General features: G+C 68.5%; 13 protein-coding genes and 1 riboswitch. Of the genes, 3 read left to right on the top strand and 10 right to left on the bottom strand.

Annotation, left to right across the window (positions count from 1 at the left end; genetic code table 11):
- The first annotated feature begins 92 nt into the window (after positions 1–92).
- Both ACWDD7_RS31290 and ACWDD7_RS31285 read left to right on the top strand, forming a co-directional pair.
- Entirely contained in the window at positions 93–878 is a 786-nt protein-coding gene (locus tag ACWDD7_RS31290) for a rhomboid family intramembrane serine protease (RefSeq protein ID WP_351879133.1), read from the top strand.
- Positions 875–1156: an Lrp/AsnC family transcriptional regulator gene (locus ACWDD7_RS31285; protein WP_037652980.1), complete on the top strand. Its 282-nt coding sequence runs from the start codon at positions 875–877 to the stop codon at positions 1154–1156. The genes ACWDD7_RS31290 and ACWDD7_RS31285 overlap by 4 nt, the downstream gene beginning before the upstream one ends.
- 44 nt (positions 1157–1200) lie before the next feature.
- Here the strand turns inward: ACWDD7_RS31285 and ACWDD7_RS31280 are convergent, their stop codons facing one another.
- The 6 genes from ACWDD7_RS31280 to ctaE all read right to left on the bottom strand — a co-directional run bounded on the left by ACWDD7_RS31280 (position 1201) and on the right by ctaE (position 8265).
- Complete coding sequence (locus tag ACWDD7_RS31280) at positions 1201–2541, bottom strand: aminotransferase class V-fold PLP-dependent enzyme (protein WP_450459869.1); 1341 nt, start codon at positions 2539–2541, stop codon at positions 1201–1203.
- A gap of 162 nt (positions 2542–2703) precedes the next feature.
- A riboswitch (SAM riboswitch) is annotated at positions 2704–2820 on the bottom strand.
- A gap of 72 nt (positions 2821–2892) precedes the next feature.
- Positions 2893–3957: an anthranilate phosphoribosyltransferase gene (gene trpD / locus ACWDD7_RS31275; protein WP_351879125.1), complete on the bottom strand. Its 1065-nt coding sequence runs from the start codon at positions 3955–3957 to the stop codon at positions 2893–2895.
- Between the two features lie 122 nt (positions 3958–4079).
- Positions 4080–5717 carry a cytochrome bc1 complex cytochrome b subunit gene (qcrB, locus tag ACWDD7_RS31270; RefSeq protein WP_351879122.1) on the bottom strand — a complete coding sequence of 546 codons (1638 nt, stop codon included), beginning with the start codon at positions 5715–5717 and terminating at the stop codon, positions 4080–4082.
- Positions 5714–6772, bottom strand: coding sequence for a cytochrome bc1 complex Rieske iron-sulfur subunit (qcrA, locus tag ACWDD7_RS31265; protein WP_450459868.1), 1059 nt, complete (start codon positions 6770–6772; stop codon positions 5714–5716). The genes qcrB and qcrA overlap by 4 nt, the downstream gene beginning before the upstream one ends.
- Positions 6769–7581, bottom strand: a complete 813-nt coding sequence (qcrC, locus tag ACWDD7_RS31260; protein WP_351879116.1) for a cytochrome bc1 complex diheme cytochrome c subunit — start codon at positions 7579–7581, stop codon at positions 6769–6771. The genes qcrA and qcrC overlap by 4 nt, the downstream gene beginning before the upstream one ends.
- 63 nt (positions 7582–7644) lie before the next feature.
- Positions 7645–8265, bottom strand: coding sequence for an aa3-type cytochrome oxidase subunit III (gene ctaE / locus ACWDD7_RS31255; protein WP_070028641.1), 621 nt, complete (start codon positions 8263–8265; stop codon positions 7645–7647).
- Between the two features lie 157 nt (positions 8266–8422).
- Here ctaE and ACWDD7_RS31250 point away from each other — a divergent pair, with 157 nt between their 5' ends.
- The gene (locus ACWDD7_RS31250; RefSeq protein WP_412825985.1) at positions 8423–8824 is read left to right on the top strand and encodes a response regulator; all 402 of its coding nucleotides are present in this window, start codon (positions 8423–8425) and stop codon (positions 8822–8824) included.
- An 80-nt stretch (positions 8825–8904) separates the two neighbouring features.
- Here the strand turns inward: ACWDD7_RS31250 and ACWDD7_RS31245 are convergent, their stop codons facing one another.
- The 4 genes from ACWDD7_RS31245 to ctaC form a co-directional block, all read right to left on the bottom strand.
- Positions 8905–10167, bottom strand: a complete 1263-nt coding sequence (locus tag ACWDD7_RS31245) for an Ig-like domain-containing protein (RefSeq protein WP_450459867.1) — start codon at positions 10165–10167, stop codon at positions 8905–8907.
- 162 nt (positions 10168–10329) lie between these two features.
- Positions 10330–10728 (bottom strand): cytochrome c oxidase subunit 4, encoded by a 399-nt coding sequence (locus tag ACWDD7_RS31240; protein WP_450459866.1) that lies wholly within the window; start codon positions 10726–10728, stop codon positions 10330–10332.
- Positions 10725–12455, bottom strand: coding sequence for an aa3-type cytochrome oxidase subunit I (gene ctaD / locus ACWDD7_RS31235; protein ID WP_450459865.1), 1731 nt, complete (start codon positions 12453–12455; stop codon positions 10725–10727). The genes ACWDD7_RS31240 and ctaD overlap by 4 nt, the downstream gene beginning before the upstream one ends.
- Positions 12452–13411 (bottom strand): aa3-type cytochrome oxidase subunit II, encoded by a 960-nt coding sequence (gene ctaC, locus ACWDD7_RS31230; RefSeq protein ID WP_285554037.1) that lies wholly within the window; start codon positions 13409–13411, stop codon positions 12452–12454. The genes ctaD and ctaC overlap by 4 nt, the downstream gene beginning before the upstream one ends.
- Between the last annotated feature and the right edge of the window lie 319 nt (positions 13412–13730).

The raw sequence follows: 13730 nt of genomic DNA, 5'->3' as shown, positions 1-13730 counted from the left end.
ACCCTACGGCCTGGGGACCACCCGTCGCCCGTCCATCCATGGCGGCGAGGCGGTCTGTCAGCTTGCGTCCGGTTACGTCATGCTCTGTGTTCATGATCAGCGAGTGGAGCACGGCAGCCGGCCGGACCTTCAGGACACTCAGGGACGCGCCGATGACGTACGGCCTCATCGCCCTGTGCTGTCTGATCTTCATGCTGGGACCCGCCTCGGGGATCGTCCCCGGGTACGGCACCGGGTACGTCCTGCTGGACGCGCAGCGGGTGTACTTCCGGCACTGGGGGGTGGTCCCGGCCGAGCTGTTCGCCGGTCCCTGGGCGCACGCGCTGAGCCCGGTCACGGCGCTGTTCGTGCACGGCAACTGGGTGCACCTGCTGGGCAACATGCTCTTCCTCCTCGTCTTCGGCGTGCTGACCGAGGAGCGGATGGGCCGCGTGGAGTTCACCCTGTTCTACGTGGGCTGCGGCTATCTGGCGCTGCTGGGGTACGCGGTCGCCAACGCCACGTCCGAGCAGTCGCTGGTGGGCGCGTCGGGGGCGATCTCGGCGGTGCTCGGGGCGTTTCTCTTCCTGTTCCCGCGGGCCCGTGTCACCAGTCTCCTGCCGTTCCTTTTCTTCCTGCCGCTGCGGTTCCCCGCGTGGGTGGTACTGCCGTTCTGGGTGACGCTGCAATGGCTGGCGGCGGGGCGTTCGGCGCAGGGGCCGGGGGTGGCGTACCTGGCGCACCTGGTGGGCTTCGGGGCGGGCTTCGTCTACGCGTGGGTGCGGTACGGGCGGTGGAAGGGCCTTGGGGGCGGCCTCGGAAGGGCGGTGCGGGGGGAAGGGCGGGCTAGAGTGAAATGCGCACCCGAACCGGTATCCGAGGGAGAGAACCAGCCGTGATCACCGCGATCGTCCTCATCAAGACCAGCGTGGACCGGATTCCCGAGATCGCCGAGCAGATCGCCTCGCTGGAGTCGGTGAGCGAGGTGTTCTCCGTGACGGGGACGTACGACCTGATCGCCATGGTGCGGGTGCGGGAGCACGAGGATCTGGCCGACGTGATCCCGGGGCGGATCAGCAAGATCCCGGGTGTCGAGGCGACCGACACGCACGTCGCGTTCCGTACGTACTCCCAGCACGACCTGGAGGCGGCCTTCGCGATCGGTCTGGACTCCTGACCGCCCTGACCGCCCGAACGCCGCCCCACCAGTAGGTTCACCCCTTACGCCGCCGGGACGCAGCGGCCTTCCTCCGTGCGGTACGTCCACCGCGCGCCCTCGGTCACCAGCTGCCGCACCGCCTTGACGAACCGGTCCACGTGCTCGTCCGGGGTGCCCGCGCCGAAGCTCACGCGGATGGCGTTCAGGGACGGGGCACCGCACTCGGCCGGGGTCTCGGGGGCCGTGCCGAGCAGGGTGTGCAGCAGGGGGTGGGCGCAGAAGAGGCCGTCGCGGACGCCGATGCCGTACTCGGCGGAGAGGGCGGCCGCGAAGTGGGAGCTGTTCCAGCCCTCCACCACGAAGGAGATCACGCCGACCCGCGGGGCGTCGTCGCCGAACAGCGACAGGACCCTGACCTGCGGAATCCCGGCGAGGCCCGCACGCACCCGGTCGATCAGACCCTGCTCACGGGCGACCAGCGACTCCCAGCCGGCCTCGGTGAGCGCCGTGCAGGCGGAGGCGACGGCGTAGGCGCCGATGACGTTCGGGGAGCCCGCCTCGTGCCGGGCGGCGCTCTCGTGCCACTCCACCTCCACTCCCCCGTCCCGGCGCCGGGCGACCCTGCGGCTGGCGCCGCCGCCCGCGAGGTACGGCTCGGCGGCCCGCAGCCAGTCGGCCCGGCCGGCCAGCACTCCCGCGCCGAAGGGGGCGTACAGCTTGTGCCCGGAGAAGGCGACCCAGTCGACGTCCAGGTCCACCAGGGACACCGGGTGGTGCGGGGCCAGCTGGGCGGCGTCCAGGACGATCCGGGCGCCGTGGGCGTGCGCCGCGGCGGCCAGCTCGCGCACCGGCCACAGCTCCCCGGTGACGTTGGAGGCGCCGGTGACACACACCAGGGCCGGCCCGTGCGGGTCGCGGTCGGCGAGGGCGCGCTCCAGGATCTCGACGGCCTGCCGCGGGCTGCGCGGTGCGTCGAGGTAGGTGACCCGGGCGTCCTGCCAGGGCAGCAGGGAGGCGTGGTGCTCGGTCTCGAAGACGAAGACCCGGCAGTCCGCGGGGACCGCCCGGGCCAGCAGGTTCAGCGAGTCCGTGGTCGAGCGGGTGAAGACCACCTGGTCGTCGGCGCGGCAGCCGAGGAACTCCCCGACCGTGCGGCGGGCCTTCTCGAACAGATCGGTGGAGAACTGGGAGAGGTACCCGGCGCCCCGGTGGACGCTGCCGTAGTACGGCGCGTAGGCGGCGACGTCGTCCCAGACGCGCTGGAGGGCGGGGGCGCTGGCCGCGTAGTCGAGGGCCGCGTAGGCGATGGTGCCGCCGGTGACGAGCGGGACGGTGACATCCCGCCCCAGAACGGGCAGAGGGGGGCAGATCGACGGGTCGACGGCAAGGGTGGAGACAGACATGGGGAACTCCCGTGCGCACGTACGCCGAAGGCACGTACGAAAGAAAAGGTGAAAGGGGTGCGCGGAGGCGGGGCTCGGCGGCCCTAGCGCATTCGCTTGCTCACGGGAGGCTCCCTCGTACGACCAGGACCCCTGGCCCGGCGCTTCTACGAGCGCCCGAGGGGTCCGCGCTTGCCGTAGACCTCGCTGCCTACGACCTGGTCCTCACCCGGGGCACCCCGCCACGGACGGAGGGTTGCCGGACAGTCGGCCGGGGCCTCATGACTGTCACTCATGACCTGGTACGGAACGTACGCGAAAAGATCACCGTCCCGCAACCCGAGTCCGGATCGCGGGACGATCGACCACCGTTCACGCGTTGCTGGCCGCCACCCAGCGCTCCAGCGTGCGCTTCGCCGCGCCCGAGTCGATGGACCGCGCGGCCTTCGCCATCCCGGCGCGCAGCTGCTCGGTGAGCGGGGCGTCGGTCGGCTCCAGGGCCGCCAGGGCCGCCGCCGAGTTCAGCAGCACGGCGTCCCGTACGGCGCCCCGCTCGCCGTCCAGCACCCGGCGGGCGACCTCCGCGTTGTACGACGCGTCCGCGCCGCGCAGGGCCTCCAGGGGGGCCGGCTCGATGCCGACGTCGCGCGGGTCGAAGACCTCCTCGCGGACCTTGCCGTCCCGCACCACCCACACCCGGGAGGTGCCGGTGACGGTCAGCTCGTCCAGGCCGTCGTCGCCCCGGAAGACCAGCGCGGAGTTGCCGCGCTCGGCGAAGACTCCGGCCACGACGGGCGCCATGCGCGGGTCGGCGACCCCCACCGCCTGGGCGCGCACCTTGGCCGGGTTGGTCAGCGGACCGAGCACATTGAAGGTCGTACGGATTCCCAACTGGCCGCGCGCGGCGGCGACATGACGCAGCGAGGGGTGGAACTTCACCGCGAAGCAGATGGTGATCCCGGCCTCCTCGGCGACCTCGGCGACCCGCTTCGGGGTCAGCTGGAGGTTGACGCCGAGCTTCTCCAGGACGTCGGAGGAGCCGGAGGCCGAGGAGGCGGCGCGGTTGCCGTGCTTGACGACCTTGGCGCCGGTGCCCGCGACCACGATCGAGGACATCGTGGAGATGTTGACCGTCTTGGCGCCGTCGCCGCCGGTGCCGACGATGTCGACGGCCGGGCCCGGCACCTCGATCACGTTCGCGTGCTCGTACATGGTGCGCACGAGCCCGGAGATCTCCTCGACGGTCTCGCCCTTGGCGCGCAGCGCGACCATGAACCCGGCGATCTGGGCGTCGGTCGCCTCGCCCCGCATGATCAGGTCCATCGCCCAGGCGGTGTCGTCGGACGAGAGGTCCTGGCCGTCCAGCAGGCCGTTCAGCAGGGCGGGCCAGGAGCGGCCCGCCGCGGTGTCGCCTCCAGCGGGGGTCACAGCGCTCATCAGCCGCTCCTTGTCGTGCACAGTGGTGGAACCTCGTACACCACCTTATCGATCCCCCGGCACGGGGAAGGGCCCCGTCCGGCTTGCGGACGGGGCCCCTCGGTGGCGTGGCGACGCGGGGATCAGTGGTGGCCGTGGCCGCTCGTGATCTCCTTGTACTCCTCGGAGGTCGGCTTCGGGATCTGGCTGTCCTCGCCGTAGTAGGCGCTGGACAGCTTCACCCGGAGCTTCTCGGACGCCTTCACCTTGCGCTCGACACCGTTCTCGTCGACCACGGGGCCGATCTCGGCCGGCGCGTACTGCGTGTGCGTGGTGAGCGTGTGCAGCTGCTCCTGGCTCAGCGGCTCGTGCACCTCGATGAACTCACCGTGCGGCAGCCGCTTGATGATGCCGGTCTCGCGACCGTGCAGCACCTTGTCGCGGTCGCGGCGCTGGAGGCCGAGGCAGATCCGCTTGGTGGCGATGAACGCGATGACCGGACCGACGAAGAAGAAGATCCGGACGAACCAGGTCACGGCGTTGATCGACAGGTGGAAGTGCGTGGCCCACAGGTCGTTGCCACCGCCGACCAGGGTGATCATGTACATCGTCACCCAGGCGACACCGAGCCCGGTACGGGTCGGGGCGTTGCGCGGGCGGTCCAGGATGTGGTGCTCGCTCTTGTCACCGGTGATCCAGGACTCGATGAACGGGTAGACCGCCATCGCGCCCAGCACCACGCCGAAGAGCACCAGCGGGATGAACACGCCCAGGACCAGGGTGTGGCCCCAGAAATTGATCTCCCAGCCCGGCATGAAGCGGATCAGACCCTCGGCGAAGCCCATGTACCAGTCGGGCTGGGCGCCGGTGGACACCTGGTCCGGGCGGTAGGGGCCCATGGCCCAGATCGGGTTGATCTGCGCGACCGCGGCGATGGCCGCGATGACACCGAAGACCAGGAAGAAGAAGCCTCCGGCCTTGGCCATGTAGACCGGCAGCAGCGGCATGCCGACCACGTTGTTGTTGGTCTTGCCCGGACCCGCGAACTGCGTGTGCTTGTGGTAGAAGACCAGGATCAGGTGCGCCACCATCAGGCCGAGCATGATGCCCGGCAGCAGCAGGATGTGGATCGAGTAGAACCGGGCGACGAAGTCGTGGCCGGGGAACTGACCGCCGAAGAGGAAGTACGAGATGTACGTGCCGACGATCGGCATGGACAGGATCGCACCCTCGGTGAAGCGGACACCGGTGCCGGAGAGCAGGTCGTCCGGGAGCGAGTAACCGGTGAAACCGGTGAACATGCCGAGGACGAACAGCAGGAAGCCGAACAGCCAGTTGATCTCACGCGGCTTGCGGAACGCGCCCGTGAAGAACACGCGCATCATGTGCACGAACATGCCGGCGAGGAAGATCAGCGCGGCCCAGTGGTGGATCTGCCGGACGAGCAGACCACCGCGCACGTCGAAGGAGATGTGCAGGGTCGAGTTGAACGCCTCCGACATCATCTGCCCCTGGAGAGGGACATAGCTGCCGTGGTAGACGACCTCGTTCATCGACGGGTGGAAGAACAGTGTCAGATAGACACCCGTCAGGATGATGATGATGAAGCTGTACATGCACACTTCGCCCAACATGAACGACCAGTGGTCGGGGAAGATCTTGCGCATGTTGGCCTTGGCCAGGGAGTAGATCCCGAGCCGGCCGTCGGCCCAGTCGGCGATGCGTTCGCCGGCCGGTGCCTTCCCGCGCGAGCGGGCGGGTTCGTTGGCTGCAGTACTCATCCGCGCTCCCAGAATGCAGGACCGACGGGCTCCTCGAAGTCGCCGAGCGCCTGGAGGTAACCCTCGCTGTCCACACCGATGCGCAGCTGCGGCAGGGCGTGGCCGGCGGGACCGAAGATCACTCGGGCGCCGTCGGAGAGGTCGAAGGTGGACTGGTGGCACGGGCACAGCACGTGGTGCGTCTGCTGCTCGTACAGCGAGATCGGGCAGCCGACGTGGGTGCAGATCTTGGAGAACGCGACGACGCCCTCGTGCGACCAGTCGAGCTCGCGCTTGTCCTTGATGTTGTCCGGCTGCAGCCGGACGATCATCAGGGCCGCCTTGGCCATCTCGTTCTGGAACTCCTCGTCCGTCTCCTCCAGGCCGTCCGGCTTGGCGAAGGTGAGGGAACCGACGGCGATGTCCTCGGGACGCAGCGGCTGGTTGGTGTTCATGTTGACCAGGCGCTTGCCCTTGGCCCACAGGGTGTGCCGCAGGGAGGTGCCGGGCAGCGGACCGAGGTCGCGCAGCAGCATGACGCCGGACAGCGGCACCAGGGCCAGCGCGCCGAACATCGTGTTGCGGATCAGCTTGCGGCGGCCGAGCGCCGACTCCTTGGCGCCCTGGCGGAAGTCCGCGTGGACCTTCGCCCGGACCTCGGGGGCGGCCGCGATCGCGTGCCGCTCGTCGGCGACCTCGACGTCGGACATCAGGGTGCGGGCCCAGTGGACCGCGCCCGCGCCGATGCAGAACAGCGCCACGCCCAGCGTCAGGCCCAGCGCGAAGTTCAGCGCGCTGATGTGCCCGATCGGGAACACGAAGATGTTCTTGTCGTGCGGGATCGTCACGTACGAGACGATGAAGCCGACGGTGGCCAGCATCGACACCGTGAACAGCAGGGCGACCACACGCTCGGACCGCCGGGCGGCCCGCTCGTCGATGTCCTGGATCCGGTGCTCGTGGGGCGGCAGCCCCGGGTCGGCGAACGGGTGCACCTCGTCCGCGACGCCTACCGCGCCGTGCGCGTGGTCCTGCTCAGCGGGCAGGTTCTCTTCTGGAATGTCTTGGCTACTCATGACTTCTTGGCCTTTGCGGTCCGAGCGGCGACCCAGACGGCGACGGCGATCAGCGCGCCGAGACCGAAGATCCAGGCGAACAGGCCCTCACTGACCGGCCCGAGGCCGCCCAGCTCCAGACCACCCGGGTTCGTCGTCTCGCTGCTGTCGACCGCGTGCAGGTACGCGATGATGTCCTTCTTGTTCTGGGAGGACATCGTGGTGTCCGGGAAGGACGGCATGTTCTGCGGGCCCGTCTGCATGGCCTCGTAGATGTGCTTCGGGTCGACGCCCTCCAGCGTGGGGGCGTACTTGCCCTCGGTGAGGGCACCACCCTTGCCGGTGAAGTTGTGGCACTGCGCGCAGTTGGTGCGGAACAGCTCGCCGCCCTTGGCGACGTCCGCGCCGTTCGGACCGTACTGCTGCTTGGTCGGCACGACCGGGCCGGCGCCCAGCGACGCGACGTACGCGGCGAGCTGGTCGATCTGCGTCTGCGTGTACACAGGCTTCTTGCGCGGGGCCTGGGCGCCCTGCGAGGTCGCGGCCGGCATACGGCCGGTGCCGACCTGGAAGTCGACGGCCGCGGAGCCCACGCCGACCAGGCTCGGCCCGTCGGAGGAGCCCTGCCCACCGGTGCCGTGGCAGCTGGCGCAGCCGACCTCGTAGAGCTTCCTACCCTCCTTGATGGTCAGGGACTGGGAGGTTTCATCGGCCTGTGCCTTGCTCGCGGGCGCGAACGCGGCGTACAGCCCCCCAGTGGCCGCCAGCGCGAGGAGTAGGACGACGACCGCCGCCAGCGGATGGCGTCGTCGTGCGGAGAGCTTTTTCACGGATTACCCCGGTGTCAGGATCTTCTGCGTCGGTGCTTCTGGACTTAGCGGGAGCGATCCCGGCTACTTGATCAAATAGATCGTGGCGAAGAGGCCGATCCAGACGACATCGACGAAGTGCCAGTAGTAGGACACGACGATGGCGGCCGTCGCCTGCTCGTGGGTGAACCTCTTGGCCATGTAGGTGCGCCCGAGGACCAGCAGGAAGGCGATGAGACCGCCCGTCACGTGCAGGCCGTGGAAGCCGGTGGTCAGGTAGAACACCGAGCCGTAGGGGTCGGAGGAGAGCGAGAGGCCCTCTTCCTTCACCAGGCTCGTGTACTCGTAGATCTGACCGCCGATGAAGATCGCACCCATGATGAAGGTGAGGATGAACCAGCCACGGAGCTTCTTCACGTCGCCGCGCTCGGCCGCGAACACGCCGAGCTGGCAGGTGAGGGACGAGAGCACCAGGATCGTGGTGTTCGTCGCGGAGAAAGGCACATTGAGCGCTGAGGCCATGTGCTTCCAGTGAGCCGGTCCGGTCACCGACCGGAGGGTGAAGTACATCGCGAAGAGGGCCGCGAAGAACATCAGCTCGGAACTCAGCCAGATGATGGTTCCGACGCTGGTGAGGTTCGGTCGGTTGACCGACGGGTGCGCGTGCCCGGTTTCTACTGTCGTTGCTGTCGCCACGACCGACATTATGTCGGTCGCTTATCTCGCCCTCACTCCGGGGGGTGCCGTTCGGAGTGTTGCTGCCCGCCGAACCGGTGTTGACGTGGTGTTCATGGGAGTAACATCCGCCCAAACGGCCCCGTCCGTCCTGTCCGTACGACGCCGACGTCGACCCGGAGGAACAATGCAGCCGACCGCCACCGTGCTGGTCTACAGCGACGACTCCAACACCCGCGAGCAAGTACGGCTGGCCACCGGGCGGCGTCCCGCCCCGGACGTGCCCCAAGTGGAGTTCGTGGAGTGCGCCACGCCCGCGGCGGTGCTGCGCGAGCTGGACCGTGGGGGCATCGACGTGTGCGTGCTCGACGGCGAGGCCGTGCCCATGGGGGGCATGGGAATGTGCCGGCAGATCAAGGACGAGGTGTTCCAGTGCCCGCCCGTGCTGCTGCTCATCGGCCGTCCGCAGGACGCGTGGCTGGCCACGTGGAGCCGGGCGGACGCGGCCGTGACGCTGCCGGTGGACCCGGTGGAGTTCGCGTCCTCGCTGGCCTCTCTGCTGCGGCGGAAGAGGCTCGTGAGCGCCTAGCGGCCCGGGGCGCGGGGAGCGTGCGCGCGGGCGGGCCCGCGAGGTCCTCCGGCGCGGCTCCGCGCGCCCTTGCGGGGCGCTCACACGGCCGTCGGCTGGAGGCGGACCGCGTCCGACGACGGGGACTGGCCGTTGCCCGGCAGGCCCGTCAAGGCGGAGCCCGTGCGCCACTTCTTCCAGGTGACGTTCCAGTCGCCGAAGCCGTTGCCGAAGGGTTCCATCGGCTCGCCGCCGGAGTTGACGACGCGCACGATGTCACCCTCTTGGACGGTGTTGAAGAACCACTGCGCGTTGGACGTACTCATGCCGGTGCAGCCGTGGCTGACGTTGGCGTAGCCCTGTGAGCCCACCGACCAGGGCGCCGCGTGCACGTATTCACCGGACCAGGTGACGCGGGTGGCGTAGTACACCGGCAGGTCGTAGGAGTCCCGGCTGCCCTCGGCGATGCCGACGGTGACCCCGCGCATGCGTACGAAGTACTGCTTCTCCAGGACCACCTTGACGCCGTTGCGGGTCTCGTAGCCCGGCTTGCCCGTGGTGACCGGCATGGTCTTGATCACGGCGCCGTTGCGGAACACGGTCATCTCGTGCGCGGCGGCGTCCGTGAGGGCCTCGACGCGGTCGCCCGTGGTCAGCTTCACCGGCTTCGTCCTGCCGCCCCACAGCCCACCGCCGATCTTCACACCGTCCAGGTTGCTGTGCACCTGGATCGTGGCGTGGGTGGGCCAGTAGTCCTTGGGCCGGTAGTGGAGTTCCTTGCCGCTCACCCAGTACCAGGAGCCGGGCACGGCCGGCACGGAGTCCACGCGCAGGCCGCGCTCCACGACGGCCCGCTGCGCCTTGTCCTTGATCTCCTGGCCGAGTTGGGCGGTGATGACCTGCCCGACGCCGTACTGGCCCGTGTCCGGCCCGAAGGTGACGCCCAACTGCTTCTTGGTGGCCGGCTTGGTGGTGTCGAAGCTGAGGACCTTGCGGCCCGGCGCCCCGTCGTCGTCCTCGGTGCTCACCGTGACCGTGTAGTGGGCGCTCGCGGCCAGCGGGGAGGTGCTGTGCCAACGACTGCCGTCGGCGGCGAGTTCGCCCGCCACATAGCGCCCTGTGGAGTCCTGGGCGGTCACGTCGGTGATGCGCCCCTCGTCCTTGACGGAGACCTCCAGGGGCTTGTCCGGGTCGGCCCGCTTCCCCGCGCCGGTGGGGCCGTTGAAGGAGATCAGGCCCGCCGCGTCGTACGGCGCGGCGGACAAGGGGTCGCCGTCCGAACCGCAGGCGGTGGTGCCCGCGCCCAGGGCGGTCACCAGCAGGACGCAGCTGACGACGGTACGGGTCCGCGGAATGTGGTTCATACGATCACGCTATGAGCTGGAGACCCTATTGGCACGGTATGTAACCCATACGAGCGAACGACACTCCGGCATCCGAAGGACACCCGATAGGACGCGGAAAAGCCGGGAGCCCGGACCCTCCTGACGGAGGGTCCGGGCTCCCGGTGTGGTGCTCGGTGGGCCTTACTGGGTGCGGCTCTCACCGTGGTAGTACTCGAACACCCAGCCGAACAGACCGATCACGATGAACGGCGCGGAGAAGTAGATCAGCCACCAGCCGACCGCGATGCTGAGGAAGGCGATCGCGCCGCCGAAGGCCAGCATGAGCGGCTGCCAGCTGTGCGGGCTGAAGAAGCCCAGCTCGCCCGCGTCGTCCGCGACGTCGGCCTCCTTGTCGTCCTGCGCACCGGCGTCCACCCGGCGGGCGGTGAAGCCCAGGTAGAAGCCGATCATGATCGACAGGCCGAAGGCCAGGAAGAGCGCCGTGGTACCGGCCGGCTCCTTCGACCACACGCCGTACACGACGGCCATGATCAGCATGAAGAAGCTCAACCAGATGAACATCCGGCCCTGGATCTTCACTTGCCGGCCTCCTTGCTGCCCGCGACGGCGGGCACCTGACCGGCGTGCTCAAGCTGCTCAAGCGCGGCGATCTCGGGGTGGTGCAGGTCGAACGCCGGGGATTCACTGCGGATCCGCGGCAGGGTGGCGAAGTTGTGCCGCGGCGGCGGGCAGGAGGTCGCCCACTCAAGCGAGCGGCCGTAGCCCCACGGGTCGTCGACGCCGACCGGCTTGCCGTACTTGGCCGTCTTCCAGACGTTGTACATGAACGGCAGGAAGGAGAGGCCGAGCACGAACGAACCGATGGTGGACACCGTGTTCAGCGTGGTGAAGCCGTCGGCCGCCAGGTAGTCGGCGTAACGACGCGGCATGCCCTCGGCGCCCAGCCAGTGCTGGACGAGGAAGGTGCTGTGGAAGCCGACGAACAGCGTCCAGAAGGTGATCTTGCCGAGGCGCTCGTCCAGCATCTTGCCGGTGAACTTCGGCCACCAGAAGTGGAAGCCGGCGAACATCGCGAACACGACCGTACCGAAGATCACGTAGTGGAAGTGGGCCACCACGAAGTACGAGTCGGAGACGTGGAAGTCCATGGGCGGCGCGGCCAGGATGACACCGGTGAGACCACCGAACGTGAAGGTGATCAGGAAGCCGGTCGCCCACAGCATCGGCGTCTCGAAGGACAGCGAGCCCTTCCACATGGTGCCGATCCAGTTGAAGAACTTCACACCGGTCGGGACCGCGATCAGGAAGGTCATGAAGGAGAAGAACGGCAGCAGCACACCACCGGTGACGTACATGTGGTGCGCCCACACCGTCACGGAGAGACCGGCGATCGCGATGGTCGCGGCGATCAGGCCCATGTAACCGAACATCGGCTTACGGGAGAAGACCGGGATGATCTCCGAGATGATGCCGAAGAACGGCAGGGCGATGATGTACACCTCCGGGTGGCCGAAGAACCAGAAGAGGTGTTGCCAGAGCAGGGCTCCGCCGTTTGCCGAGTCGAACACGTGCGCACCGAATTTGCGGTCCGCCTCCAGGGCGAACAGCGCGGCGGCCAGCACCGGGAAGGCCAGCAGGACGAGCACACCGGTCAGCAGCACGTTCCACACGAAGATCGGCATGCGGAACATCGTCATGCCCGGAGCCCGCATGCAGATGATCGTGGTGATGAAGTTGACCGAGCCGAGGATGGTGCCGAAGCCGGACATGGCCAGACCCATGATCCACATGTCGGCGCCGGCGCCCGGCGAGCGGACCGCGTCCGACAGCGGGGAGTAGGCGAACCAGCCGAAGTCGGCCGCGCCCTCGGGGGTGAGGAAGCCGCCCACCGCGATGAGCGAGCCGAACAGGTAGAGCCAGTAGGCGAACATGTTCAGCCGCGGGAACGCCACGTCCGGCGCGCCGATCTGCAGCGGCATGATCCAGTTCGCGAAGCCCGCGAATAGGGGCGTCGCGAACATCAGCAGCATGAGCGTGCCGTGCATCGTGAACGCCTGGTTGAACTGCTCGTTCGACATGATCTGCAGGCCCGGACGGGCCAGCTCGGCGCGCATGAGCAGCGCCATGACGCCGCCGATCAGGAAGAACACGAACGACGTGACGAGGTACATCGTCCCGATCGTCTTGTGGTCGGTGGTCGTCAACCACTTCACCGCGGCATTGCCGGGCTGCTTGCGCCGTACCGGCGGCTCCACGTACGAGCCTTCAGCGGCCGCGGCACCCTGGGGTTCGTTGAGGATGCTCACAGGTTGTTCGTCTCCCGGTTCTTCTCGTGGCTCGTCTGCGCGATGCCGGCGGGAATGTAACCGGTCTGCCCCTTCTTGGCGAGGTCCTTGAGGTGCTGCTCGTACGCCGCCGGGGAGACGACCTTCACGTTGAACAGCATCCGGGAGTGGTCGACGCCGCAGAGCTCAGCACACTTGCCGAGGAAGGTGCCCTCCTTGTTGGGGGTCACCTGGAAGGCGTTGGTGTGGCCCGGGATGACGTCCTGCTTCATGAGGAACGGCACCACCCAGAAGGAGTGGATGACGTCACGCGAGGTCAGGACGAAGCGGACCGTCTTGCCCTTGGGGAGCCAGAGCGTCGGACCAGGGTTGCCGGTCTGCGGGTTGCGCGTGCCCGGGGTGCCGACGTCGTAGACGCCGCCGGCGTTCGCCGGGAAGGCGGCCTTGTACCGGTCGGGGATCGCGGACAGGTTGGTGTCCGTCTTCGCGTCGCCGGAGACACCGGGGACGTTCTCGATGTAGTTGAAGCCCCAGCTCCACTGGAAGCCGACCACGTTGACCGTGACGTCGGGCTTCTTGTCGAGGCTCATGAGCTTCGTCTCGTCCCGGGCCGTGAAGTAGAACAGGACCGAGATGATGATGATCGGGACCACCGTGTACAGGGCCTCGATCGGCATGTTGTACCGGGTCTGCGGAGGTACCTCGACCTTGGTGCGGCTGCGCCGGTGGAACATGGCGCTCCACAGGATCAGGCCCCACACCAGCACGCCGACGGCGAGCGCGGCAGCCCAGGACCCCTGCCACAGGGAGAGGATCCGCGGAGCCTCTTCCGTGGTCGGGGTGGGCATGCCAAGGCGGGGGAAGTCCTTGTATGTGCAACCGGTTGCGGTCGCCAGGACCAGGCCCGCGGTCAGTGCCTGCAGCAGCTTCCGCCGCATCGGGCGCCGCGGCGAGCGGTCGGAGCCGTTGGGACTCACGTAGCGCCTTCCCGAGAGTCTCGCCCGCGCGGTCGGCTGCGGCCTTCTCGCTGGTCGGTCGCCGCCCTGCGTCGGGCAGGGGTTTGGATGTTTATGCGGACCAAACCCTAGCCGACGCCCTCCGGGGGTTCGCGGGGAGGGGGGCATACGCGTCGCGCCTCACTCAGTTGGGGTGCGAATGGGCACCCAATAGCTCGGGTTGTGGGGGTTTGGAGGGTCGGTGCGGGCGGGTACAGGTGGGTGGCGGTCGTTCGCGTCCCGTGGCGGAACAGGGGCCGGACACGGCCCCGCGCCCCTGGGGGCGGCTCGGGCCGCCGGC

The organism is Streptomyces sp. NPDC001056 (genome assembly GCF_053598955.1).
This window is presented reverse-complemented; position numbering and strand designations above follow the sequence as displayed.

What these genes read in the sequence shown, in the direction of transcription:
- trpD (WP_351879125.1), bottom strand. Translation starts at nt 3,957, where the DNA reads ATGAGCGCTGTGACCCCCGCTGGAGGCGACACCGCGGCGGGCCGCTCC.
- ACWDD7_RS31245 (WP_450459867.1), bottom strand. Translation starts at nt 10,167, where the DNA reads ATGAACCACATTCCGCGGACCCGTACCGTCGTCAGCTGCGTCCTGCTG.
- ACWDD7_RS31250 (WP_412825985.1), top strand. Translation starts at nt 8,423, where the DNA reads ATGCAGCCGACCGCCACCGTGCTGGTCTACAGCGACGACTCCAACACC.
- qcrA (WP_450459868.1), bottom strand. Translation starts at nt 6,772, where the DNA reads ATGAGTAGCCAAGACATTCCAGAAGAGAACCTGCCCGCTGAGCAGGAC.
- ACWDD7_RS31290 (WP_351879133.1), top strand. Translation starts at nt 93, where the DNA reads ATGATCAGCGAGTGGAGCACGGCAGCCGGCCGGACCTTCAGGACACTC.
- ACWDD7_RS31280 (WP_450459869.1), bottom strand. Translation starts at nt 2,541, where the DNA reads ATGTCTGTCTCCACCCTTGCCGTCGACCCGTCGATCTGCCCCCCTCTG.
- ctaE (WP_070028641.1), bottom strand. Translation starts at nt 8,265, where the DNA reads ATGTCGGTCGTGGCGACAGCAACGACAGTAGAAACCGGGCACGCGCAC.
- qcrB (WP_351879122.1), bottom strand. Translation starts at nt 5,717, where the DNA reads ATGAGTACTGCAGCCAACGAACCCGCCCGCTCGCGCGGGAAGGCACCG.